This window comes from Leisingera sp. ANG-Vp (assembly GCF_000813725.1).
Lineage (GTDB): Bacteria > Pseudomonadota > Alphaproteobacteria > Rhodobacterales > Rhodobacteraceae > Leisingera.
In genome coordinates this window covers 51824-75180 of sequence record NZ_JWLD01000009.1, presented here as the reverse complement: position 1 = coordinate 75180, position 23357 = coordinate 51824, and the positions used below count along the sequence as shown (strand labels likewise).

At 59.8% G+C, this 23357-nt stretch carries 23 protein-coding genes; 11 read left to right on the top strand and 12 right to left on the bottom strand.

All coding sequences use genetic code 11. From position 1 onward, the window contains the following. The 4 genes from RA20_RS04730 to RA20_RS04715 all read right to left on the bottom strand — a co-directional run. Positions 1 to 503, bottom strand: a 503-nt coding sequence (locus RA20_RS04730) for a 2Fe-2S iron-sulfur cluster-binding protein (RefSeq protein ID WP_039125146.1), incomplete at its 3' end; no start/stop codon positions are given. Further along, positions 500 to 766, bottom strand: coding sequence for a sarcosine oxidase subunit delta (locus tag RA20_RS04725; protein ID WP_039125145.1), 267 nt, complete (start codon positions 764 to 766; stop codon positions 500 to 502). The genes RA20_RS04725 and RA20_RS04730, both read right to left, overlap by 4 nt. A 1-nt stretch (position 767) precedes the next feature. Beyond that, positions 768 to 2009, bottom strand: a complete 1242-nt coding sequence (locus tag RA20_RS04720) for an FAD-dependent oxidoreductase (RefSeq protein WP_039125143.1) — start codon at positions 2007 to 2009, stop codon at positions 768 to 770. Between the two features lie 45 nt (positions 2010 to 2054). Next, positions 2055 to 3407, bottom strand: a complete 1353-nt coding sequence (locus RA20_RS04715) for an MmgE/PrpD family protein (protein ID WP_039125141.1) — start codon at positions 3405 to 3407, stop codon at positions 2055 to 2057. A gap of 221 nt (positions 3408 to 3628) precedes the next feature. Between RA20_RS04715 and RA20_RS04710 the strand changes: the two genes are divergently transcribed. The 3 genes from RA20_RS04710 to RA20_RS04700 all read left to right on the top strand — a co-directional run bounded on the left by RA20_RS04710 (position 3629) and on the right by RA20_RS04700 (position 5205). Continuing rightward, positions 3629 to 4516 (top strand): LysR substrate-binding domain-containing protein, encoded by an 888-nt coding sequence (locus tag RA20_RS04710; RefSeq protein ID WP_039125171.1) that lies wholly within the window; start codon positions 3629 to 3631, stop codon positions 4514 to 4516. 81 nt (positions 4517 to 4597) lie between these two features. Continuing rightward, positions 4598 to 4822: an AbrB/MazE/SpoVT family DNA-binding domain-containing protein gene (locus RA20_RS04705; protein ID WP_008558191.1), complete on the top strand. Its 225-nt coding sequence runs from the start codon at positions 4598 to 4600 to the stop codon at positions 4820 to 4822. Further along, positions 4819 to 5205, top strand: coding sequence for a type II toxin-antitoxin system death-on-curing family toxin (locus RA20_RS04700; protein ID WP_039125136.1), 387 nt, complete (start codon positions 4819 to 4821; stop codon positions 5203 to 5205). Before RA20_RS04705 ends, RA20_RS04700 begins: the two co-directional genes overlap by 4 nt. Positions 5206 to 5301: 96 nt before the next feature. Here the strand turns inward: RA20_RS04700 and RA20_RS04695 are convergent, their stop codons facing one another. Then, the gene (locus RA20_RS04695; protein ID WP_039125134.1) at positions 5302 to 7719 is read right to left on the bottom strand and encodes a GcvT family protein; all 2418 of its coding nucleotides are present in this window, start codon (positions 7717 to 7719) and stop codon (positions 5302 to 5304) included. Positions 7720 to 8301: 582 nt separating this feature from the next. Further along, the gene (locus RA20_RS04690; protein WP_039125132.1) at positions 8302 to 8703 is read right to left on the bottom strand and encodes a rhodanese-like domain-containing protein; all 402 of its coding nucleotides are present in this window, start codon (positions 8701 to 8703) and stop codon (positions 8302 to 8304) included. Positions 8704 to 8868: 165 nt separating this feature from the next. Here RA20_RS04690 and RA20_RS04685 point away from each other — a divergent pair, with 165 nt between their 5' ends. From RA20_RS04685 to RA20_RS04660, 6 genes are all read left to right on the top strand, one after another. Next, positions 8869 to 9186: an ArsR/SmtB family transcription factor gene (locus RA20_RS04685; protein WP_039125131.1), complete on the top strand. Its 318-nt coding sequence runs from the start codon at positions 8869 to 8871 to the stop codon at positions 9184 to 9186. Between the two features lie 54 nt (positions 9187 to 9240). Next, positions 9241 to 10290, top strand: coding sequence for a permease (locus RA20_RS04680; RefSeq protein WP_193748768.1), 1050 nt, complete (start codon positions 9241 to 9243; stop codon positions 10288 to 10290). A 99-nt stretch (positions 10291 to 10389) separates the two neighbouring features. After that, positions 10390 to 11667, top strand: a complete 1278-nt coding sequence (locus tag RA20_RS04675) for an MFS transporter (protein WP_206540092.1) — start codon at positions 10390 to 10392, stop codon at positions 11665 to 11667. A gap of 12 nt (positions 11668 to 11679) precedes the next feature. After that, positions 11680 to 12744 (top strand): molybdopterin-dependent oxidoreductase, encoded by a 1065-nt coding sequence (locus RA20_RS04670; RefSeq protein WP_052248829.1) that lies wholly within the window; start codon positions 11680 to 11682, stop codon positions 12742 to 12744. A 380-nt stretch (positions 12745 to 13124) separates the two neighbouring features. Further along, positions 13125 to 13916, top strand: coding sequence for a GNAT family N-acetyltransferase (locus tag RA20_RS04665; RefSeq protein WP_241482211.1), 792 nt, complete (start codon positions 13125 to 13127; stop codon positions 13914 to 13916). Positions 13917 to 13980: 64 nt separating this feature from the next. Further along, positions 13981 to 15750: an adenylate/guanylate cyclase domain-containing protein gene (locus tag RA20_RS04660; RefSeq protein WP_039125125.1), complete on the top strand. Its 1770-nt coding sequence runs from the start codon at positions 13981 to 13983 to the stop codon at positions 15748 to 15750. 24 nt (positions 15751 to 15774) lie between these two features. Here the strand turns inward: RA20_RS04660 and RA20_RS04655 are convergent, their stop codons facing one another. The 6 genes from RA20_RS04655 to RA20_RS04630 all read right to left on the bottom strand — a co-directional run bounded on the left by RA20_RS04655 (position 15775) and on the right by RA20_RS04630 (position 21983). Further along, positions 15775 to 16317, bottom strand: a complete 543-nt coding sequence (locus RA20_RS04655) for a hypothetical protein (RefSeq protein WP_152618436.1) — start codon at positions 16315 to 16317, stop codon at positions 15775 to 15777. A 147-nt stretch (positions 16318 to 16464) separates the two neighbouring features. Continuing rightward, entirely contained in the window at positions 16465 to 17763 is a 1299-nt protein-coding gene (locus RA20_RS04650; protein WP_052248828.1) for a hypothetical protein, read from the bottom strand. 39 nt (positions 17764 to 17802) lie between these two features. After that, complete coding sequence (locus RA20_RS04645; RefSeq protein WP_039125123.1) at positions 17803 to 19149, bottom strand: TfuA-like protein; 1347 nt, start codon at positions 19147 to 19149, stop codon at positions 17803 to 17805. Beyond that, on the bottom strand, positions 19146 to 20369 hold the full coding sequence (locus RA20_RS04640) for a YcaO-like family protein (RefSeq protein WP_241482210.1): 1224 nt from the start codon (positions 20367 to 20369) through the stop codon (positions 19146 to 19148). The genes RA20_RS04645 and RA20_RS04640 overlap by 4 nt, the downstream gene beginning before the upstream one ends. A 273-nt stretch (positions 20370 to 20642) precedes the next feature. Then, positions 20643 to 21335: an MOSC domain-containing protein gene (locus tag RA20_RS04635; RefSeq protein ID WP_039125121.1), complete on the bottom strand. Its 693-nt coding sequence runs from the start codon at positions 21333 to 21335 to the stop codon at positions 20643 to 20645. Beyond that, positions 21336 to 21983, bottom strand: a complete 648-nt coding sequence (locus tag RA20_RS04630; protein ID WP_241482209.1) for a MarR family winged helix-turn-helix transcriptional regulator — start codon at positions 21981 to 21983, stop codon at positions 21336 to 21338. Between RA20_RS04630 and RA20_RS04625 the strand changes: the two genes are divergently transcribed. Together RA20_RS04625 and RA20_RS04620 are read left to right on the top strand one after the other, a co-directional pair. Further along, the gene (locus RA20_RS04625) at positions 21982 to 22731 is read left to right on the top strand and encodes a hypothetical protein (RefSeq protein ID WP_039125117.1); all 750 of its coding nucleotides are present in this window, start codon (positions 21982 to 21984) and stop codon (positions 22729 to 22731) included. The two genes, RA20_RS04630 and RA20_RS04625, sit on opposite strands and share 2 nt — an antisense overlap. A gap of 57 nt (positions 22732 to 22788) precedes the next feature. Beyond that, complete coding sequence (locus RA20_RS04620; RefSeq protein ID WP_039125116.1) at positions 22789 to 23313, top strand: peroxiredoxin family protein; 525 nt, start codon at positions 22789 to 22791, stop codon at positions 23311 to 23313. Positions 23314 to 23357: the final 44 nt, after the last annotated feature.

The following is a 23357-nucleotide window of genomic DNA, read 5'->3' as shown; positions in this document are numbered from 1 at the left end:
ACGTCGCAGTAGAGGTTGGCTTTCTCATAGTCTTTGTGCGGCGCTTTCAGGTCAATGACGCCCAGGCCCGCCTTCTTGCGGATCAGCGGCTCCCACAGTTTCAGCCAGCTGGAGCGTGCCGGCCCCATGAAGGTGCGGTAGTAGAACCCGACCGGCATGAAGCGGCCGAGCTTGTCCATGAAGGCATCGCGGTCGTTCTCCAGCGAGCCGTTAACGTTCTGGGCGGTGACCTGCAGGCCCTCGGTCACCGGGGTGAGGTCAGCCTGCGCGTTAGGGTCCGAGGGCAGCTGCACCAGCGTGTCGGCCTCGGCGCCTGCCATCGACATCAGCCCGCGCGGGCGGTGGTACTTGAAGGAGCGCGACAGCATCCATTGGCCGCCTGCCGCCAGGGCAGAGGCGATGACGTCGCCTTCGAAACCTTCGAAGGGCTTGTTTTCGAAAGAGAACCGTACAGTCTTGGTGCGGTTGATGCGGGAACCGTAGGGGGCGGGGAGGCGGGTCATTGGGCAGCCTCCAGCTCGGACGGGTCAAAGGTGCGGATCACCTCGTTGGTGGTGGCGTTGCGCTCGGCCAGGAAGAAGTAGTTGGACGGCACATGGCGCCACCATTCGACGATCACACCGCGGGTGTTGTCGGCGCGGAACAGGTGGCGGGCCCAGTCCTGGTCGGAGGTGGTCTCCGGGTCGGGGTTGGCCTTCAGGGGTCCGAAGCTTTGGAATTCGTTGATGTTGCGGGGCCCGTTCATCGGGCAGGTCAGGATCTTCATATCAGTGGCTCGCAGCCGTGGCGCCCATTTCGTTGAGCAGATCGAAACTGGCAAAGCGTTCCATGGTGAAGGGCTCCAGCATGGGCGCCACTTTCTGATTGGCGATGGTCTGGGCCATGTATTTGCCGGCCACCGGGGTTGCCTTGAAGCCCCAAGTGCCCCAGCCGCAATCGAGCCAGAGGTTCTTTAGCGGGCTGGCGCCCATGATCGGCGAATAGTCCGGGGTCATGTCGGTAATGCCCGCCCATTGGCGCAACAGGCGCACTCCGTGCAGGAAGGGGAACAGATGGGTGGCGCCCTCGGCCAGGTGCTCCTTCATGTCGAGCGTCGAGCGGGTGGAATAAAGCTGATAAGGGTCCGAGCCGCCGCCGATCACAATCTCGCCGCGCGAGGACTGCACCAGATAGGTGTGCAAGGAGACGGAGCTGACCAGCGTGTGCAGCCAGGGCTTCAGCGGCTGGGTGACCATCGCCTGCAGCGGGAAGCAGCGGATTGGCAGTTCGACACCGGCTTTCATCGCCATGTCGTAATTCATGCCGCCCACAGCGATCATCACCTGACCGGCGCTGATGGTGCCGCGGTTGGTGCGCACCTTTGTGATGTTGCCGACTTCAATGCCGAAGCCTTCGACCTCGGTGCGCTGGTGGATCTCGACGCCCCGGCGCGAGGCCTGCGCGGCATAGCCCCAGGCCACAGCGTCATGACGCGCAGTGCCGCCGTCGGAGTGCCAGAGGCCGCCGATGATCTCCAGCGGGCCGCCCTCGTCCATGTTCAAATGCGGCGAGAGTTCCTTGACCGTCTGGGCGTCGACCACCTCGATGTTGGTGCCCGCATGCTTGCCCATCTCGGCGCGCAAATGGAATGAGCGCAGGGTGGCCTCGGTATGCGCCAGGGTCAGCTGGCCGCGCTGGCTGAACATCACGTTGAAGTCCAGCTCCCCGCTCATCTCCTCATAAAGCTGCACGCCTTCCTTGTAGAAGGCGATGCCTTCCTTGGTGATGTAGTTGGAGCGGATGGTGGTGGTGTTGCGGGCGGTGTTTCCGCCGGCCAGATAGCCCTTCTCCAGCACCGCCACATTGGTGATGCCGTGGTACTTCGACAGGTAATGGGCGCAGGCGAGGCCATGGCCGCCGCCGCCGACGATGACCACGTCATATGAGGGTTTCAGATCGGGGGTCGCCGGAATATCGCCAGTGACCGGGTAGTCCTTGGACAACCCGTATTTCAGTAGCCGGAGGGGCATGGCCGGTCCTTCAAATGCCGCGCCCTTTGCCGGGCGCTGTTCTTGTCAGTTTGCGGGCGCGTCGTAGATCAGGCGGCCGAGGTCGGAGAACTTGCTGCCTTCGCTGGTAAAGCCGAGAACTGCGTCGCGGATTTCGCTGGCACGCGCTTCGCCCAGGGATGGAGAGGCGAACTCCATGAATTTTTGGATCACCTGCTCGCGGGTGAGCGGTGATTCCGGGCCGCCGCGGGCGTGAACATCGCCGGATTCGATCACTTGGCCGTTGGTCAGTGTGATCACAACATCTGCGACCCGGCACATCGGGAACCGGACCGAGTGGCGTGCGGCTTCGGAGACCGAAATACGCTCGTGGATCGAGGCAACCAGCGGATCGTTCAGGCCTTGGCCCGAGATGTGCTCGACCCCGATCCGGCCGTATGCCGCCTGGGTCGCCACCGCGAAGGGCAGCGAATACTGCGCCTGGCTGGTGGTGGTGGGGATGCCCGGGTAGAGGCAGGCGCTTTCGTGGAAGGTGTTGATGTGGATCTTGGCGATCTGCTCATGGGTCAGGTTGTTGTCCAGCATCACCTGGCGCACCGCGTCGATCGGGGCATGGGCCCAGCGGCAGATCGGGTAGGGTTTCACATACTGGTGCTCCATCTGCCAGAAGCTGCCCAGGTCTTCCCAGTATTCCGCGACCCGGTCTTCCTCGATGGTGATCGCAGGTGCGCCGGTAAAGCCCTTTTCGGCCAGAATTGCCGAGGACATGCCCACCATCGCGCCCCAGCCGGAACCATCGTGCAGCATCGTAGGGTTGGCGATCTCGCGCATCATCTGGCTGCGGGGGCCATGGTATTCGGCAATCCCCAGTGCCTGGCGCAGCTGATCGCGGCTGAGGCCGCGCATCCGGGCCGCCATGGCGGCGACACCCAGCGCGTTCCAGGCACCGGAGGTGTGATAGTCGCTGACAGTGTTGTGCAGCGAGATTGCGGCGCGGCCCGACAGCTCATAGCCAAGCGTTGTGATCGCCAGCGCTTCCGGACCTGAGAAATCCGGCACGGTTTCCGCCAGCGCCGCAATCGCCGGGATCACCACCACGCCGATGTGGCCCTTGGTCGGGTAATAGCCGTCGTGGCCATCGAGGTTGTCGGTGGCGGTGGCCGAGGCAAAGGCGGCGCCGGCGGCGCTTACTTTGCGGCCGTCGAACATCATCCGCGCGCCCAGGCCCTCCTCGCCGCAGCCATACAGAGCGACGGCGGTTTCGCGGGCGATGCGGCCGGCCTCCATCGGGCCTGCGCCGATGGTGATGCCGATGGTGTCCAGGAACATCAGCGCCGCCGCCTCGCGGGTGCTTTCCGGCAGGTCGCCGGGAGCAAGGTCAAAGGTGAAATCGGCGGCGCGGTCGAAGGTGGCGGTCATGGCGGTTCTTTCGCTGAAGCGGGTCGGGGCAAATCTCTCGCGTCAGGGTAGGGGGTGCCGGCCGGAGTGACACACAAATTAAAGAGGGTCATAGCCGCGGGATATTTCGTGAAAGCGGTGATAGACGTCGTTTTCTGACCTTCCCGGGGCGCTAACTCTAAGGAATTGCGGGTCAATCCAAAGCATGGGAACATGACCCCGAAACCGCTGCCGGACCCATGATGAAGAATCTCCCCCACCTGACCTTTCTCCGCTCGTTTGAAGCCGCGGCGCGGTATCTAAGCTTCACTTCTGCAGCGGATGAGCTGAACTGCACCCAGTCGGCGGTCTCCAACCATGTGCGCAGCCTGGAGGAATTCATCGGACGGCCGCTGTTTGTCCGCCACCCGCGGTCGCTTTCGCTGACGGATGTGGGGGAGGCCTATTTGCCGTCGGTGCGCCATGCGCTTCAGGAGATCGACTCTGCGACACAGCTCTTGATCTCGCAAAGCCACAAACGGGAGGTGGTGATCTCCTGCCCGGTCAGCCTGGCAGAAAAGTGGCTGATCAACGTGGTGGAGGATTTCACCAAGGTGCATCCGGACATAGATCTCACCATTCACAGCACCATCTGGGTGGACGTGGAGACCAATGTCTCGGACATTTCGATCACCATCAACCATGTGGACGATGTGATGGGGCCTGCGGTGAAACTCTGGGACGAGAAACTGGCGCTGGTCTGTTCGCCGGACTACCGCGTCGGCGGCGAGGCTTTGACCCGGCCTGAGCAATTGGCGGACTCCAAGCTGATCCATATCCTGGGCCGCCCGATCTATTGGGAGAAAATCGCCAAGCATTATGGGCTGACCGGGATCGAGCATAAAGGCGGGCTGCAGACCAACTCGTCCAACATGGGGCTGGAGTTTGCCGTCAACAGGCTTGGCTGCGTGGTGCTGCCGAAATCCCTTGTCCGCGCGCATGTGGCGGACGGCCGGCTGGTGGAGCCGTTCGATTTCGACCTGGACTGCCCCTGGACCTATTTTGCTACCTTCAAGGATAAGGCAGCGACGCCTTCAGTGAAGCATTTCAAGACCTGGCTGCTGAAGGCGGCGGCGGAGATGGAATTGTAGCCGCTTCGCGACGGGTGCGGGCGGCATTGAAATTTCGCGGCGGCTGGCGTATATACGGGTATATATACGTGAGGCCCGCCCATGATTGAGACCAAGATCAGGAAAGTCGGAAATTCCGCCGTCATCACTTTGACGACGGAGATGCTGACCATGCTGGACGCCAAGGAAGGCGACACGCTGTTTGTGGTGCGCGGCGATGACGGCAGTCTCAAAGTGATGGCGCATGACCCTTCGGTGGCTGAGGCGCTGGCCGCAGCCGAGATCGTGATGGATGAGAACCGCGACCTGCTTCAGGCGCTGGCGTGAGCCGCTACAAATGGGTGCCGCTGGCAGCCGTTACTGTTTTTCATGACCGGCAGATTGCCCGCCATGGCGGCGCGGCAGGGATGCGCGACAAGGCGCTGTTGGAGATGGGATGCGCCCGCGCCATGAACCTGGCGGCCTATTCGGATGCGGGTCTCGCCGAAGTGGCTGCGGCTTATGCATTCGGCATCGCCAAGGCGCATGCTTTTGTCGATGGCAACAAGCGCACGGCCTTTGTGACGGCTGTGACCTTCCTGCGCCTGAATGGCTATCAGTTCCGCCCGGACCCGGTTGAGGGGGTTCGGATGATGGAAGACCTCGCCACTGGGGATGTGGACGAGGCCAGTTTTGCAGAGTGGCTGACGGCAGGGATGACGCGAGTCTGAACTTGCGCCTTACCTGAATACATCACGGTGAGCGTTCGCCGGTCGGGAGCGGAACGCGCCCGCCGCTGACGCGGCGGGCTAAGTGTTATTTCCTGATCAGGCCCGCAGACGTGCGCCCGAAGGGTCGAAAGCGGCGGTTTCCAGGATCCGCGCCGTATGCGGCTTGCCCAGGATGTAAACCTCAACCTCGTCACCAGGTTTGGCGGTTTCGGGGTTTGCGTAACCCAGCGCCAGCGATTTGCCGACCGAGTAGCCATAGGCGCCCGAGGTGACCCGGCCGACCGGCTCGCCGCCAGGGGTAAAGACCGGCTCCCCGCCAGAGGCGTCGGCATTGTTTACGGCGTCGATTTCGAACCCGACCAGAACTTCGCGCGGGGCCTTGTCCTTGACCTTCAGATAGGCCTCCTTGTTGAGGAAGTCCTTGTCCAGCTTGACCAGACCGGCCAGCCCGACTTCCTGCGGCCAGTATTCCTGGCTGTACTCACGGCCCCAGGAGCCATAGCCCTTTTCGATCCGCAAGCTGCCAAGCGCACGGCCGCCGACCGGGCCGCCGTCGAATTCTGCGGCAGCTGCCAGCAGCGCGGAGTACAGCTTGACCTGGTCTTCCTCGGCGCAATGCAGCTCCCAGCCCAGGTCACCGGTGAAGGAGACGCGGATCGCCAGACACTCCACGCCAGCGACGTCGATGGTGCGCGAGCGCATGAAGCGGAAACCCTCGTTCGACAGATCCGCATTGGTCATCCGCTGCAGCATGTCGCGCGACTTGGGGCCGGCCACGTTGAAGCCCGCAATGCGGTTGGTGGCGACTTCGAATGTGGTGCCTTCGGGCAGCTCCACCATGTTGAAGAAGCGCTGGTGATAGCGTTCCGCCATCCCGGAGCCGACCATCATGTATTCGTCATCCGCCACCTTGGTGATGGTGAAGTCGCCGGCCACGCCGCCGCGGACCGAGATCAGCGGGGTCAGGCAGGAGCGGCCAACCTCGGTCGGCACCTTGTTGGCAACCAGCTTGTCCAGCCAGTCATAGGCGCCCGGGCCTTTGATCACGTAATTGGCGAAGTTCGAGATGTCGATGACGCCGACGTTTTCGCGCAGCATATTCACTTCGCGGCCAACCGGCTCCCACCAGTTCTGGCGGGTGAAGCTGTTGGTGTCGGTTGTGCCGGGGGTGCCAGAGAACCACAAGGGATGCTCCCAGCCGCAGTTGAGGCCAAAGACGCAGCCCATTTCCTTTTGCATCTCGTAGGCGGGGCGCACACGGGCCGGACGGCCGGCGCTGCGTTCCTCGTTCGGGAAGTGGATGGCAAAGCGGTGCGCGTATTGGTCCTCGACGCGGGCCTTCGTGAACTTCTTATCGGCCCAGTCGCCAAAACGGGCGAGATCCCAGGCGAACATGTCGTATTGCGGCTCGCCCTCGATCATCCACTGGGCCGCCAGCAGGCCCAACCCGCCGGACTGCGAGAAGCCGGGGATGATGCCGGTGCAGCAGAAGTAGTTTTTCAGCTCCGGAACCGGACCCCAGATGGCGTTTGAATCCGGAGACCAGATCATCGGGCCGTTGATGACGCGCTTGACGCCTGCGGTTTCAGCGCAGGGCACGCGTTCGGTGGCGCGGATCACGTTTTCCATAATCCGGTCCAGATCGTCGGGGAACAGCTCGTGGGCAAAGTCCCAGGGCGTGCCCTCTTCGGCCCAGAACCGCATGTCTTTTTCATAGGCGCCGATCAGGAAGCCGTTGCCTTCCTGGCGGAAGTAGTATTCGCCGTCGCGGTCAGCGATCGAAGGCAGGCGGCGGCCCAGGTTGGCGACCTCGTCGATGGTCTCGGTCACGAAATACTGGTGCTCGGTCGGCTGCAGCGGCAGGGTGAGTCCCGCCATGGCAGCGACTTCGCGGCCCCAGAGGCCGCCAGCATTGACCACCCACTGGGTGTGGATGTCGCCCTTCTCGGTCTTCACGATCCAGGAGCCGTCGGGCTGCTGCTCTGTGCCGATCACCGGGCAGAACCGTTCCACCTCGGCACCCATGGCGCGGGCGCCGGCGGCATAGGCCATGGTCACGCCCGAGGGGTCGACGTTGCCGCCATCGGGTTCATACATGATGCAGCGGATGTCGTCGAACTGCGCCAGCGGATGCAATTCCTTGGCCTGTTCGCGGCTGACCTCGTGGAAGTTCAAGCCATAGTATTTCGCCTTGGCCTCCTGCAGGCGCAGCTGGTGCTCGCGCTCTTCGGTCTTGGCAAGGTACAGCGAGCCCGGCTGGAACACACCGCAGCCCTGGCCGGTTTCCTTCTCCAGCTCCTTATAGAGGTTCATCGTGTAGTGCTGGACGCGGGTCACGTTGTTGTTGTCGTGCAGCCCATGGATGTTGGCCGCAGCGTGCCATGTGGAGCCGGCTGTCAGCTCGTCGCGCTCCAGCAGTACCACGTCGGTCCAGCCGAGCTTGGCCAGATGGTAGAGGATTGAACAGCCGACCAGTCCGCCGCCGATGACAACTGCCTGTGCATGGGTTTTCATGCGTCATGTTCCCTTGCCTGCGAGTGAGATGCGCCGCCCCCTGCAGGCCCGGGAGTGCCGCTGTGTCCTTCACCGGGACCCTAGCTGCGGGTGTCGGGGATGACCCGTGAAGAATTCAAACCCAATGCCCCCGGATTTTCTTGGTCATCAGGGCCGCATTCAGAATGTTCTTTCCGGTGGGAACGGCTGTCGGATGTCGGTCTCAGGAGAAAACTGCCATTGGTGGGGGTAAAGTCGGAGCCAGCTTCCTGCGATGCGCGCAGCCCGCTTTCTGTTTTGATGCGGTCTCTGTCCCGGGTCCAAAGGTTCAAATGGCTCCCGATTGTCGGATGAAGCACTGGCTGGGATACATTGAACCTGACAATGGGCACGCCCGCTTTCATTAAGCTCCGGCAAGCCCGCTCAAGCACTGCGGCTTCGTCAAAATCGCTCAGAGCATCTTCAGCGATACTTTGGGAGATGCAGGAAATCTTTTCACCGGTCCTTTGATGTCCTCAGCTTGCGTAGCCATTCTAACGGGTGCCATTCGGGCCGGGGGAGCACAGCTGCGCCCCCCCCCCGTGAATCTGCCTGAAGGCACGTTCAGCCGTTTGAGGTCTCCACAGGACCGTTCTGTTTGACCCATTCATCAAACCCGCCTGCCATGTGCATCACCGGGGACATGCCCATGTCCATTGCCAGTTTGGCCGCCAGAGCGGAGCGGCCGGCAGCTGCGCAATAGAACACATAAGTCTTATCCTGGTTGAACACGGGCTTGTGGTGCGGGCTGTCCGGGGCGATCTGGAACTCCATGGTGCCGCGGGAGCAATGTACCGCACCCGGGATAAGTCCGGTCCGCTGCACTTCAGTGCCATCGCGGATATCGACAAACACATAGTTCCCGTCGGAATATTTTTCCTTTGCTTCGTCAATAGGCATGACGGCAACCACGCTGTTTGCCTCACCCATCAGGTCTTTGATCCCTTTGGTAAAATTTTGCGCCATAGCGTTTTTCTTCCATTGTTGATGTTGGGGCGGCTTTGTCTTCTGCCGGAAGAAAGTGCTCCGAGCCCTGGTGTTCTTCATGCCCTCGCAAGCGGGTTAATATGGTGTTTCGAAGTACTTTCCGGACCATATTGACAAAACCGGTTTTTTAGTTATTTTTGCCTCATGACTATTTCAAGCTCCAATGCCCGTGCCCTTGCGGCCCTTGGCCATGATGCCCGTCTGGACATCTACCGAATACTCGTGAAAGCGGGCGAGGAAGGATTGAGGGTCGGCGACATTGCCGAGCATCTGGGGCTTGCCGCATCCACCCTGGCACACCATCTCTCCACCCTTGTGGATGCCAGGCTGGTTATCCAGGAGAAGCGGGGGCGCGAAGTGTTTAACCGGATCGACTATCCTGTAATGCTCAGGCTCTCTACTTTTCTGACTTCAGGGTGCTGCGAGGGTGTAAAGCTTGAAGCCAAGGAAGAGGCCGTGTGATATTCATCGGCCTTTTTTTGACCTCAAAACAACCAAAAAACTGGAAGTTTGGATATGACAAGCACAACAGAGAACTCGCCACGGCACGGCGCCGCTATCTGGCAATTCCTCAAGGACCAGCGGGTCTGGCTGGCATCTGCCGCTATCCTTCTCCTGCTGGCAGTATTTGACCCTGCCCAGGCCCCGCAAAGCGCGGGTTTTGCAGGCGCGGCACTGCTTCACACAGCCCCGTATCTCTTGTTTTCCATTGCTGTTGCCGCCTGGGCAGGCGCAACCGAGGCAGACAATCTGGTGGCAAAGGCCTTTACCGGCTCACCGCTTTTGATGATCGCCCTTGGCGCGCTTGCGGGCGGGCTGTCGCCCTTTTGTTCTTGCGGTGTAATCCCTCTGATCGCTGCTCTGCTGACCATGGGCGTGCCGCTGTCGGCTGTGATGGCCTTCTGGCTCGCTTCGCCAATTATGGATCCTTCCATGTTCTTCCTGACCGCTGGTGTTCTGGGGATTGAATTCGCAGTGGCCAAGACCTTCGCGGCTGTGGGCCTGGGCCTCTTCGGCGGTCTTGCGGTTCACTTGCTGAGCCACCGAGGGGCGCTGACCGATCCCCTGCGGGACGGGGTCGGCAACGGCGGCTGCGGCGGCTCGAGAATGCGGACGCCCAAACCTGTTGTCTGGAAGTTCTGGCAGGAGGCCGAGCGCAGGGCCAAGTTTGCCAAGACCGCGTGGACCACAACGCTGTTCCTGGCCAAATGGCTGCTGCTGGCCTTCATCCTGGAAAGCCTGATGCTGGCGTGGATCCCGGCCGAGACCGTCACGTCCACCCTGGGCGGCGAAGGGCTGCTGCCAATCATTACTGCAACTCTGGTTGGCGTGCCCGCCTACCTGAACGGCTACGCCGCACTGCCGCTGGTTGGCGGGCTGATCGAGCAGGGAATGGCGCCTGGCGCAGGTCTGGCCTTCCTGGTGGCCGGCGGCGTCACTTCGATCCCCGCAGCGATGGCTGTCTGGGCGCTGGCAAAGCCCAAGGTCTTTGCTCTCTACCTCGGCCTGTCGCTCAGCGGCGCCTTTGCAGCGGGGCTTCTGTTTCAAGCCTGGCAGGTGCTGTGACCGGCCGCCAGATGCGATGAATGCCTGTTCCAGACATTTCTATCAAATGGCTGGGGCGGGTGCCGGCAATTTCGCAGCGGAGCGAAACCCTGCACAGAAATGACCGCCAAGGGCAGCACGACGGGCTGCCCGCTCAATACTAACACCGACAAGAACCAATCAGATCCGATGACCGCACTTCAATCCAAAACCCAAATGTACCAGCAAGTATGGATCCTCGCGGTTTCTCAAGCTCTGTTCCAAACAGTATCCGTGCTTGTCGCAACGGTCGGAGCACTAGCCGGCTTTCAAATCGCAAGCACACCCGGGTTTGCCACGCTGCCAATCGCAGCGATGTTCTTGGGAACCGCGGCCGCAACCGTGCCCGCATCAATGTTCATGTCCCGAGCGGGCCGCAGGGCCGGTTTTCTCACTGGTGCAGGTCTGGGTGCAGCCGGCGGGGTTCTAGCTGCTGGAGGTGTCTTTACAGCGTCCTTGTGGCTGCTGTGCGCCGGTACGTTTTTGGTTGGTGTCTACCAGGGGTTTGCCCAGTTTTTCAGGTTTGCGGCTTCGGAAGTTGCCGATGAAGATTACCGCCCCCGTGCGATAGGATACGTTCTGGCCGGCGGTGTTGTTGCCTCCATTGCGGGCCCCAAGCTGGGAGTATGGGGCGGAACTCTTCTTGAGCCTTCCTACACCGCCTCCTTCCTGATTGCTGGTGCGGTATCGCTGGTCGGGATGGGCACACTTATGTTCTTGAACATTCCCGGTGCTGACACCGGGCCGCATGCCGAGGCGAAGGAAGCCCGCCCGCTTTTTCAGATCTTTATGCAGCCAACCTACCTGGTGGCGCTATTCTCCGCAGCTTCCGGGTACGGAATAATGATTTTGGCAATGACCGCCACGCCGCTGGCGATGGGACACCATGGTCATGGCGACGGCGTCACGGCAACGGTTATCCAGCTGCATGTCCTGGGCATGTTCCTGCCATCCTTCTTCACCGGGTCTTTGATCAGCTGCTTCGGGGTTCGCCCGGTGATGCTGGCAGGAGTCTTCTTCTTCCTCCTGCATGTGTGGTTCACGTTTTCAGGTACGGATTTCTACTCTTTCGCTGGAGCGCTCATCCTGCTCGGGGTCGGCTGGAACTTTCTCTACATTGGCGGCACCAGCCTCCTGACAAAAGCTTATGCGCCATCGGAGAAATCCAAGGCGCAGGCAATGAATGACTTGATTATCTTTGCCGTTGGCCTCGCTTGCTCCGCAAGCGCCGGATTTATGCAGGCTTCGCTGGGCTGGCAAACCCTCAATCTGGTGCTGCTGCCTTGGATCGGGCTGACCGGCCTCTCCATCCTTTTTCACAGCCGTCAGGAAAGCATCGGAAAAAGGAAGGCCCAATGATCTGAATCCCCCATGCCCCCGCCGCAACACATCAGCAGAGGCACCTGCGAACCTGGCCAAAAGGGCGGTTCGCTCTCTGACCGAGAACCACTTCAGGAGTTCAAAATCAAGACAAGCTACACAGGATTTATAGGAAGGCGCGACTTCCTGAAATCAGGAGCCACGCTGCTCACCGCCAGTGCTGCGGCTGTTCCGGCCGCCATTGCAGCAAGCGGATCTGCAAATGCCAGGGAGTTCCCCGACAATATGCTGTATCCGGGTGTCGAGGATGAGGCCTATGGCAGCCCGTCTCCGCACGAGTCTGACGTCGTGCGCAAGATCTTCCCGCAGCACGGGCAGTCCACCCTGACGGCGTCCTTTTCGCCCCTGCACGTCCAGAAAGGGATTATTACCCCTTCGGGGCTGCATTTCGGCGCCCACCATTCCGGTGTTCCGGATGTCGATCCGGAAACGCATGAGCTCATCATCCACGGGATGACCGAGCGGGCTTTGAAATTCAAAGCAAGTGATCTTTTGCGCTATCCAATGACCGGCGGCATCAATTTCCTTGAGTGCGGCGGCAACACGGCCCCCAACGGCTATCACTCGGACCCGCAGCAGATGCCGCTTCAGTACCTCTACGGTCTTCTGTCCGGGGCGGAGTGGATCGGCGTGCCGGTCAAGCTCCTCCTGCAGGAGGCGGGTATCGATCCCAAGGCAAAATGGGTCATCGCAGTTGGAGCGGATGCTGGCGGTCTGGCCCGCAGTATTCCGCTGGAAAAACTGATAGATGACGCAATCATCGCGCTTTACCAGAACGGCGAGCGCCTGCGGCCGGCACAAGGTTATCCGATGCGCCTGTTCCTGCCGGGCTGGGAAGGCAACACCAATGTCAAATGGCTGCACCGGCTTGAAGTTACCGATCGGCCTGCGTTTGGTCTCTTGGTGCTCAAAGAAGAAGTGCAGCCCGATCACAGAGACCTTACCAGCAGGGAAAGTTCTTTGGACAGCCTGGGCCAGGGGGATTCCATGAAGAACACACCTCAGGCACAGCATCTGGAAAGCTTCGATCAGAATAGCTTTCCCCTTCAAGCCTGAAAGTTTCAGTTTCTCTCGCATATTGAACCATTCGGATACCTGCAGTTCAGGCGCTTGCATTTGCATTCTCCTCAAAAGCGGGCAGCCGTACCGTCTTCTTCGGCTGCCCTATGGTATCTACTAAAGCTTGCCGGGTAGGCTCAAATCGCCTGACGCGATGTCAAAAACATCGGTGACACAGAGCAAACCTGCGGATGGGTGCACAGAATGAAGTTGGTCCAGCCGAGCGCGTTTGCAGAGCGGTCTTGTTCCGACCTTGTCAGCCGCGGACGAACCCTACCAGCCCAGCCTCCGGACCGGTTTCCAAACACGTTCTCTGTAAGGCAGCCAAGACCTGCGTTGGCTTCCCGGTCAGGAAAATCTGCCTCAAGGAAGCATGATTGGTCGCGGAGAAAACCTTGTTTCCAACTTTGCAATCATACGCTGTCCCTCGAAAGACCAAACCATGTTACAATTGCTTTGCAGGGTTTTTCATACTGGGATTGCACGGAAGAAAAGAAACATCCTGGGAGGAAAGGGAGATCAGGCCCATGTCCGGCTGTCTATTCACGCTCAGGCCCCTCGAAAAGGCGGATATTGCGGTGGCATCCTGCTGGTTTCAGGATGTAGCGGACCTTGCATGTTTTGACCGTTCTGCGCGCGCTCCTCTAAACTCTGCCGCCACCGAGCAGGCCTGGGAAGCCGCGGTGGATGCAGCCGGCGGGATGCGTCAATGCTGGTTTGCGATTGCGGCTGACGGCGGCGAGCTTGCCGGGATCGCCGGACTTGAAGCCATTTCGCCGGTAAACCGGGATGCAGTGATCGCCCTGTTCATTGGGAAGGAGAGACGCCGGCAAGGAATAGGCATCCGCTCCATGGCTTTGGTGCTGGATTTTGCATTCCGCCAACTGGGGTTGAACCGGGTCACATCATACTACCGCGAAGACAACACGCGCACCCGGAATTTGACCGAACAGCTTGGCTTTGAAACCGAAGGCAGGATGCGCCGGGCCTGGTTTGCGGAAGGCCAGTGCTTTGACATGGTAGCGGTTGGGATACTGCGGGAGGAATGGGATGCGCACCGCGAGGGGCTAGCCCGGAAGCTCAAGGCAGATTTGGCGGTCTGTTTTGGCTCTGAAGAGACCCCCGGCTGGGTTTGGCCGCCGTGCCCATCCACTTATACAGCCGGTTAAGCGGAACGACGAGGCAGCAGGGCACTGAGCAGATCAAGAGGGATTGACGCACGAGGGACATCCAATGGGCGATCAGAACAAAAACCCTTCGTTCCGGCGAAGACTCGGCGCAGTTCTTTTTGCCGATGTTGTTGGTTATGCCCGGCTGATGGGGGCCAATGAGGTCGACACCTACAGCACGCTGAAGTCGTTGATTATGCAGCTCGAAGCAGCCTGTGGAACGTATGACGGCCAAGTGATTGCTGTGCGCGGAGATGGCGTTTTAGCTTTGTTTGAGACGGCGACCGATGCCGTTCAATTCGGCGTCGAACTGCATCGTATTGCAGAGTTGAGCAATCAGGCCCGCCCCCATAACCAGAAAATCCGGTTCCGCGCCGGGGTGCATCTTGGCGAAATTTTGGAAGACGACCGCGGCATTCATGGCGACAATGTCAACATTGCCGCCCGTCTGCAGGAGATTGCCGAACCCGGCCGCGTGTTTGTCAGTGCGGCTGTCTATGAGCAGATCCGCAACCGGCTGCGGTTCGGCTATGAGTTTCTGGGCCCTTGCACGCTCAAGAACATTGCCGATCCAGTGCAGACGTATTGCGTCAGGAGCGAGGTTGCGGGCGTGACCATGGCGCCAAGCCGCCGGCCGGACTTTCAGAAATCTGAACCGGAACGGCCTGAAATACCTTCAGTCGCCATTCTGCCCTTTGCCAGCCAGGGCGGGGATCCATCCGACAGCTGGTTTGCCGAAGGTCTGACCGACGACATCATCCTGAACCTTTCCAAGTTCAAGAACCTGTTTGTGATTGCCCGGAATTCCGCCTTTTTCTTCAAATCGCAAGCGATGCCGCCCCAGGACGCCGCGCGGGAATTGGGAGTACGCTATATTGCGCGCGGCAGTGTCCGGCGGGCAGCTTCGCGGGTGCGGGTGGCGGTTGAGCTGATTGACGCGGACAGCGGCAGAACCATCTGGGGGGAACGCTATGACCGCAACATTGACGACATTTTTGAAATACAGGACGAAGTCACGGATGCCATTGTTGCGGCAACTGCGGTCCTGATTGAAACACAGGAACGCAAACGGATGGCGCAAAGGGCACCCGCAGACCTTGCCGCCTACGGGTACGTGCTCCGTGGCCAGCAGTTTATCTTCAGGTATACCCGCCAGGACAATCATGAAGCCCATGTGCTCTATGAACGGGCGCTTGCCTGCGATCAGGACTACGCCCGGGCTTCAGCGGCAATATCCCGTACGATGAACATCGATTGGCGCTACTCCTGGGCCAAGGATGCGGACCACGCGCTTGATACCGCATTGGGCTTTGCGCAGCGGGCTGTTGACCTGGATCCAACGGATGCGCGGGGTTTTGGCGAACTTGGTTTTGTGCATCTCTACCGCAAGGAGCACGACGCCTCTATCGGTGCTTACAAGCGCGCGCTCGCTCTCAATCCCAATGATGCGGATCTGCGCTCAGATTTTGCGGATGCGATGGCGCATTCCGGCGACAACGAAGCAGCGATCGAGCACCTGAAGCAAGCAATGCGCCTGAACCCTTATTTCCCGGACCAGTACCTGTGGCACCTTGGCGGCGCCTACTACAATCTCAAGGAATATCAGGCGGTAATCGATACGCTGACGAAGATGAACAACCCAACTGAAGGCCAGCGGATGCTTGCGGCCAGCTATGCCCAGCTAGGCCGAATGGATCAGGCACAGGAAATGACCCGGAAACACCAGGAGGCTCACCCGAATTTCTCGCTGGAACGCTGGGCCAAAGTGCAGCCTGATCGCCTGGAAGAAGATACGCAGCACTTTGTTGAAGGGCTGAGGAAAGCCGGTTTCTGATGCGGTGCGGCGCTCAAGCGCGTTTCAGTCGCCTGAGACCTTTGCGCCGCTCACCTTGGCGCCGCTGACTTTTGCACCGCTCACCTTTGCACCGCTCACTTTGGCGCCACTCACCTTGGCTCCGCTGACGGCTGGGCCTGCTGAGCCGAAATACACGTCCAGCAACACCTGCTCCAGCATGCCGGTCATCAGGTCCATGCGTATTGTGTAGTCAGCCTTGTCGTATTCCCAGAACTTGACCTTGTCGGCCATCTGGAAATCAGCCGCAGCAACACCTGATTTCGAAGGGCTCAATGGTGAGCGGGCGAATTCGCCGCTGTCAGCAAAGGCGTCTTCCCCTTTGCCGTGCACCAGCAGGATGACTGGCTCAGGCAGCTGATGATAGGTGCCTTCATAGGAAAACCCGTAGATGCGGGCGAGCCTTGGATCCGTTCCTTCCTGCAGTTGTTTTGCAAGAAACCCGTTGTCGCCGCAACGCTCTCCCCGGCTCCTGTCCTTGATCTTCAGGTCCTTCACCAAACGTCCAAATAGTAACACTTCTGAAAAACTGAGTAACGTCTCGGCCACCTTACTCACTCCCGTGGCTATGGAAACAACACCAGAAGATTTTCTCCCAATGCATGAGCCGAAACACGTGCGAGCCCGATTGTTTGAGAAAGTCCCCCTGCAGATAAAATGCCACAAAAAGGTTAAAATTTAAAGGTTATTGAATCTCTACCATTCGGGCACTCGTGTGCGGACCGAAACCGCGTGGCTTGTATCATCGGCGGATTGCAAGCGGGGACCGGCCCGCACCAGGCCGATGCCGCGCATTCTGAAATTCTCTTTGATGATCATTTGGAAGGCGCCGCCGGTAATCTCCGCGTCAACAGCCAGCAGAGCCTGTTCGACAGCTGAATACGTGAGATTCTCCGCTTCCAGAAGGCTCCAGGCATCGGCCAGATAAGAGCCGAGAAAATCGCGAGCCTCCAGCAGGGACACGCGAAAACCTTCAGGGTCAAGCGCATAGCGGGTATCAAAAAGCGCCTGCATGACGTCGCTGTAGAAAGGTGTTTCTTCCAGCCGGTCCGAGAGCTCCTCCATCTCCCGGGTGATCAGTCCGTGAACCAGCAGCCTTTCATGGAAAATGTCGACAAAGATGTCGAACATGGCGCCGGTCAGCGGTTCGGACAAAGCGTGCTCGCTGGTCCAGCCATGCGCGAATTCCGGCAGGGTCCGGGTATTGGCCGCCATCCGGATCTGTGCGTTTCCGGAAAGCTCTGCAAACCGGCTGAGCTGATTGAACGTGTACAGGTTGCCCCGGGTGTTCTCCAGAAGCTCTTCTATAACAGATCCGAAATGCAGGGATGCAAGCAGCGCGACCATATCCGCGGCAGACTCATGGAAACCGTAATACTCGCCGGGCACATCCTCCGAGGGCGGCATCCCTACCACGCTGTAGATGATGGCGTGGCCGATCTCATGGGCAACAACATCAAAATTCAGGCTGTAAGCGCGGTATTCGCCTCCATGTTCGCTGGTGCCTCCGGTTTCCAGAAAACCCCAGCCGATATGGGCATTGTCCAGACTGGGCAAAAGCGACAGTTCAAGCCGCTCGAAATCCCGCGCAAAGTGCCAGGGTATCGGGTGGTCGAAATACCCTTCCCAGACATCCATGGTGAAATGCGCCGCACCAAACAGATGCGCCGCCTCAAATGCAGGATCAGACGGCAGGATATGGTTGAAGTTGCCGAACTGATCCGGTTCGGGCGGCGGCTGGATATAACCGTCCCAGGGCGGCAGATACATGCTTGGGCCCTCTGAGCGGTCAATGATGGCGCCGTAGGGGATACGCTTGCTGACAGGATTGACGGTATACATGCGCGGCCCCGAAGGGCCAGGGCCGATGGTGCCCCGCGGTGCGGAGATTTCAACCAGTTCGGGGACGGCATCCGGCTTGCGGAACGGCGCCTGCGGGAACAGAAGGAACCGGGTGCCCGGTGCCTCTTCGTCAAAGTCATCAGGGTTGTGCATGCGTCCCTCCAGAACCGCTGAGCCCCCTGTATCTCCTGCCTATTCCATTTTTCCCGCCGCTGGCTGGTTTATGCAGCTTTGATGATACATGAATTCGCGGGTGATCAGCGCATAGAATTCTTCAACGCCCGCAAGACCAAGGGTTTTGGCATGGGACTCAAGGTTCGAAGGCACATCACGGCCCAGCAAGGTTTCAAAATACCAGATGAGAACCTGAAGTTTGTCCGCACCCGGCAAATTGCCTGAGGCCGCGTCCAGCTTTTGCAGTCTCTTTTCTTTTTCCACCGCGCGCTCCTGCAGCCCCGCATAAGCGCCTGCATACCGGAGTTCGGCCAGTATTTGCGGTTCCAGCTGATCCCCAAGGGCGCTTACGACTTCCTCCATGCTAAGAGTGTCCCGGAGCAACTCTTCGTATCCAGCTCCGTCTAATCCGTTTTCTCTCAGCCAATGTTGCAAGTCACGGCTTTGAGCTAGCCCCCGCGCTGCTCGGTGGCGGGCCATTTGATCCAGCAACGCAGTGCGTTCGATACGCTTCGCTGTGCCTTCTGCTTCTTGCAGCGCCAGCACGCGAAGAGCGGCCTTTGTGCGGAATCCGGCATAGCGCGCCGGATTGAGGCGCAATTCGTCAAGCAGGCCGCGTGCATCTTCGTTTGTGCCAGTTCTTTCTGCGTCGACGCGGCTTGCCAGACATTGCCAGGCAAGCGTGCGCTCGACCCGGTGCCTCTGCGGCTCCTCATCGCGTGCATCGCCAGTCAGAAAAGCCGACATCTGTACCAGCATCTCACAAGCATCCTGGCGCTTGGCATCAATGTGCCCCGATGGCAGCCAGTCCGAAAATGCGCCATGCCAATGGGATCCTTTGAACTCCGCCAGAATTCTGTCCCAGTTCCTATCCTTGTAATAAAACGCCTTTGCCGCGTTTAGCAGTTGCGCAGCCTCATTAGGTGCCAGCAGCCCCTCGCAAACAGCATGCTCGGCAGTCGCACGGATCGAAACCATAGGTTCGCTTAGCGGCTTGAATCCCAACTCTTCCGGGCTGTGAAGAACTGCAACTTCATCATCATCGCTCAGACGACCGGATTCGTAGCTTTCAAAGATACGGCCAACTCCGATCATGCCGAAAACGGACAGCTCAGCCGCCCGCAAAGCCCCCATGCTGGCACTGCCAAAGACCGCAATGCCCCGCTCCATCGCCCAGAGAATTTCCTTGTGCCAGACCGATGGGACGCCTTCGAAATAGCCATCAATCAAACCGATGGCAGACGGTTTTTTCCGGGCTGCCCTGTAGATGTCCCCCTGACCGGCTGGAGGCAGGACCTTTGCTTCAATCACTGCCTTGACTTCGTCCGCCGCAATGGTGGGACCTGCAAAGACAACTGCAGTCATCCCGCCGTCTCCCTAACTTGCCGCGCGCGCGGGCCCGGGACAAAACCGGGATCGTCATGCGGCGCCTCAAGGCCTGGTATCACAGCCCTCACGACAGCAATGCCAATGCCATCGCGGGACAGGTCAACGATCAGCGCCTGATCCATGCCGGCGGACTTCAGACGGTTCAGCAGCCAATCGAGGTCCTCATCAAATGATGGCGAGCTGAAGTCCGGGCAGTCCTGAAAGCTTCCCGCCGGCACACCCCCTCGGATCAGCCCATGTGCATATTGCGCCCGAGAGGCAACCGCCTCTGTGGTGAACTCGTCAGGGTCCAGATCATCGCGGGCACCCGAAATGTAAGTCAGGCGGGTCTGCGCGGCCTCGGTCACAGCCCGCAGCAAGGCGATGGAACGATCAGGGTGGCAGCCATCACCAATCCCGATGTGGCCGGGCTGGCTGCCTGCTTCGCAGATGACGCAGTGAAAGCAGGCAACGCCAATGTCCGTGGCAGTATCCCAGACCGCATAATCGATCCCGGCCGCAGTCAAACAGTCAAGCGCCTGCCTGCAGCGCGGGTCTTGAACCGTAGCTGGATCAATGCGCCGTCCGGAAGACGCAGAGTGCCACAGCGTTGTGGCGTCCCGTTCAATCAACTCGCAAACCGCATGACAAGCGGCCTCCAGAACGTCATTGCCCGAGGCAAGCCCGTTGGTGGAGCGTGGAAACGCCCCCTGTCCGCTGCTGGGCGGGGCGGTGTAGTCGGTATCCACCATCTCGTATGGCAGCCACCGGGAAACTTTGCTGGCAAGATCGTTGCCTTCTATCCAGAGCATGGGGCGGAATGGATCAAAGCTGCGTCCGGCAACCCGGGGCAAGCGCATGACGTCTGCAACTGGTGCTTCCCGCTCCAGGTCCGCAAATGTTGCCAGGCGAAGCGGCAGCGAGATCCGCTCTGCATGCCAGGTCTCGATTGCCTCCATAACCCCCGAAGCCTGCGCGGCTTCCAGCGACAATCCCTTGCCCAAGGCAACCGCTACTGAACGGGAGTTCGGCCGGGTGACCATAACGGTGGGAAGGCCGATTCGGTCAAGCCCGGTAAGATTGGCAATGCGGGTTATGCCCATGCCGGCCAAATGCGGCTTGACCTGTTCCAGCGTCTGCGCCGGATCGCGCAGGCGGTGGGTGTCGCGCAAATAGGTCTTCCGCGCCAGTTCAGGCATGTTGCGGACCTCGCTCAATCGAGCTGCAGCTTCATTGCTGAGCGCCTGTCAAACATACAGTTAAGATGATTGATCAATCCGCGCGGTCAAATTTTTCGATGCGTAGGCTTTGGGAAGGGCTGCCGTACCGCCGGCATTTATTGGACGAGCAATTTCGAAACCACTGACCGCGCAAACCTTGCCCGGGGGATCACCTGACCTGCGCTTTTGGTGAGCGGCGGCAATGTCCCGCCTTGGCGCGGCCCGGTTTACGGAAATGCTGCATCGGCAGGCAATGCACCGGTATCAGCGCTAACCGCTAAGCCTTGCCCTTGTGTCTTCCTTTGTATCGCCTCCGGCCATGCGTGCGAATGCCTGCCGCCAGCCGGTGGCGAGATCAGCCAGCGCTGCCAGAGCTTCGGCATCTTCACTGGAAACCCTGCGTGTCAGCCGGGCACGGGTTACGCGCAGGACAGTCCAGCCCGGGTTGAGTCTTTCTATGAGCGTGATCCTGTCACCCGCAGCAGCGGTGCCGGTTTCCAGCACCCGGTAATACCATCCGGTGCGTCCTGTTTTCTGGAACTGGTAGGGCATTTTTTCATTGCCGGTGTGGCGTCCCAGCTTCCAGCAGGGCTGGCGGCCCTGGCTGATTTGAACGGTTGCTGTGCCCAGTTTCAGGATATCGCCGATGCAGAGGTTTGCCTCGGTCAAACCGGTTGTTGTGATGTTTTCCCCAAAGGCAGCAGGGACTGTGCCGGTGGCCATATGTCCTTCGATTTGCCAAGCGGCATAGTGATCCAGCGCATAGTGATGGATGGCTTTTTCTTCGCCGCCGTGCACAGTCAGATCCGCTTGTGAATCGCTGGAGAAACCCGTCAGCGTTATGGCCTGGCGGCCGCGGGCATGGTCTTTTTGAATGGCAGAGGGTGGTTTTCCCTCCCAGCGGTCCTGAACTTTGCCTAGGAAAATTCCACCGATTTCTGCCGATAGGTCAGGAAGGGTCATTCAGGCCTCTTTGTGCTCAACGCAGATTTTGTCACTTTCGCCGGGTTCCAGACCGAGCCCCAGCAAAGTGCAGAAGCCACTTTCGGAAGCGGCGTCATGGTAAGCGCAGGTCTTGCACTTTCCGAAAGACTGGCCGCCGTTAGCCGCCAGAGCCAGTCTCAAGCTTTGAAGCAACCCTTCTTTGAGCGCGGCCTGAACGCTGGCGGGCAGGCTGCCAATGGCATCTGCAATCGGGTTGGGTTCAGTCACAGCGGCCGCGCCAGCCTCGGTCAGCTCATAGGAAATTGACCGCTGGTCGGATTTTTGCCGGTGTTCAGCCGCATAGCCCTTGCGCACCAGCGCCTTCAGTGTCTGCGACATCGTCCCGCGCGTGGTTCCCAGATAGTCGGCGACATGCGACGGCGAGCGGGAAAACTGATTGGCCTCAGACAGATATTCCAGCGCTGCCCTTTGTGTTGGGTTCAGGCCGCCGGCCCAGCCGGCAGCGGAATCAATTCTGGCAAGGCGGTTGATGAGGATGCGGATGCCATGGTCGGGTTTCATGCTCAACAAGTAGCGAGTCGAAATTAAAGTTGCAATGTGTTTTTTGATATAGTAGCGAGTCGATACTAATGGCGAGTCGACATCAAAACACTGGAGATACGACATGAAACGACCCTGGATTTTCTTTGCCGCCGTTGCGCTGGGAGCTTCGTCTGCTGCAGCAGACGGCAATCACGCCCTTCATCAGGAGGGGGCCGTCATCTCTCCGGCTGATGCGGGTAAGGTGGCTGACTTCGACATTCTTGCGGCGCATGCACACCGCAGTGGCAACACTGTTACCTTCCACATGACTACCAGCGGCACCGCCGGGGCCTCGGTCCCAGCGGCAACCGGTGCAGTGGGCGGGTCAGATGTCTGGTCCTATGTGTGGCCCACATCTCTTGACCCCTCGGCAGTTGGATTTGAGGGCGGCACAGGTATTCTGGCAATGGCTGCGACCAGCCATCCGGATTTTGACGACACCCCGCTTTTTGATGAAAACGGCGATGGCGACCCGGCGAACGACGGCATCGTATGGCATAGCCATTGGGTTGTGCTGACCCCGACAGAAGCCTGCGGCCCGGGTGCCCTTGCGGTGCGCGACATCCCGGAAGGCACATCTCCGCAGCTGCCCGCGACATGGCCTGGTTTCCCGATCTTCCTGGACAGCCCGGGGTTCACGCCGCTGTTTGATGGGCCTGAGATCACGGTGAATGCGGGCTTTGCCAGCGGCGTTGATCTGGAGGGCGTTGCTTATGACGGTGTCACGGCCGCCCTTCGGGTGAACGCCAGCATTCACGCGCCGCTGCTGTGCGTCACCGATGTGTTTGACGTTGCCTCAGGCGATCTGAGCCTGCCGGGCAAGCTTCAGTAACCGGTATCAGCCGGCCGCTTCAAACAGGCGGCCGGCAGCTGAACAGGAGAGACCAAGATGCAAGCGCCTGAACTTCAGGTATCCGAATGGTTCAACACTGACGGAAACCCCAAGCTGACGGATTTCCATGGAAAGGTTGTCCTGATTGAAGCTTTCCAGATGCTGTGCCCCGGCTGTGTCGTCCATGGCATTCCCCTGGCACAGGAGGTGCATCGGCATTTTCCCGGCGATCAGGTGGCAGTGATCGGGCTGCACACTGTCTTTGAACACCACGAGGCCATGACCCCGGTATCGCTGAAGGCCTTTTTGCATGAATACCGCATTACGTTTCCTGTGGCGGTCGACAAACAGGGGGCAGGGCCGCTGCCGGAAACTATGGCTGCATACGGGATGCATGGGACGCCCAGCTTGGTTCTGCTGGATCAGTCGGGCCGGATTGCGGCACATCATTTTGGCCAGGTCTCGAAGCTGCAGGTGGGTGCGGAGATTGGCAGCCTGCTTGCCGGCAAAGCTGCTGCTGCTGCCGCAGGCCGGCAGCCCGGTTCCTCTGGCCGGTGCGGCGGCGATGGCTGCACCGTGTGAAATGCCTGCGGCCTGGCTGCAGGCAAAGGCGAAGGTTTCTTCGG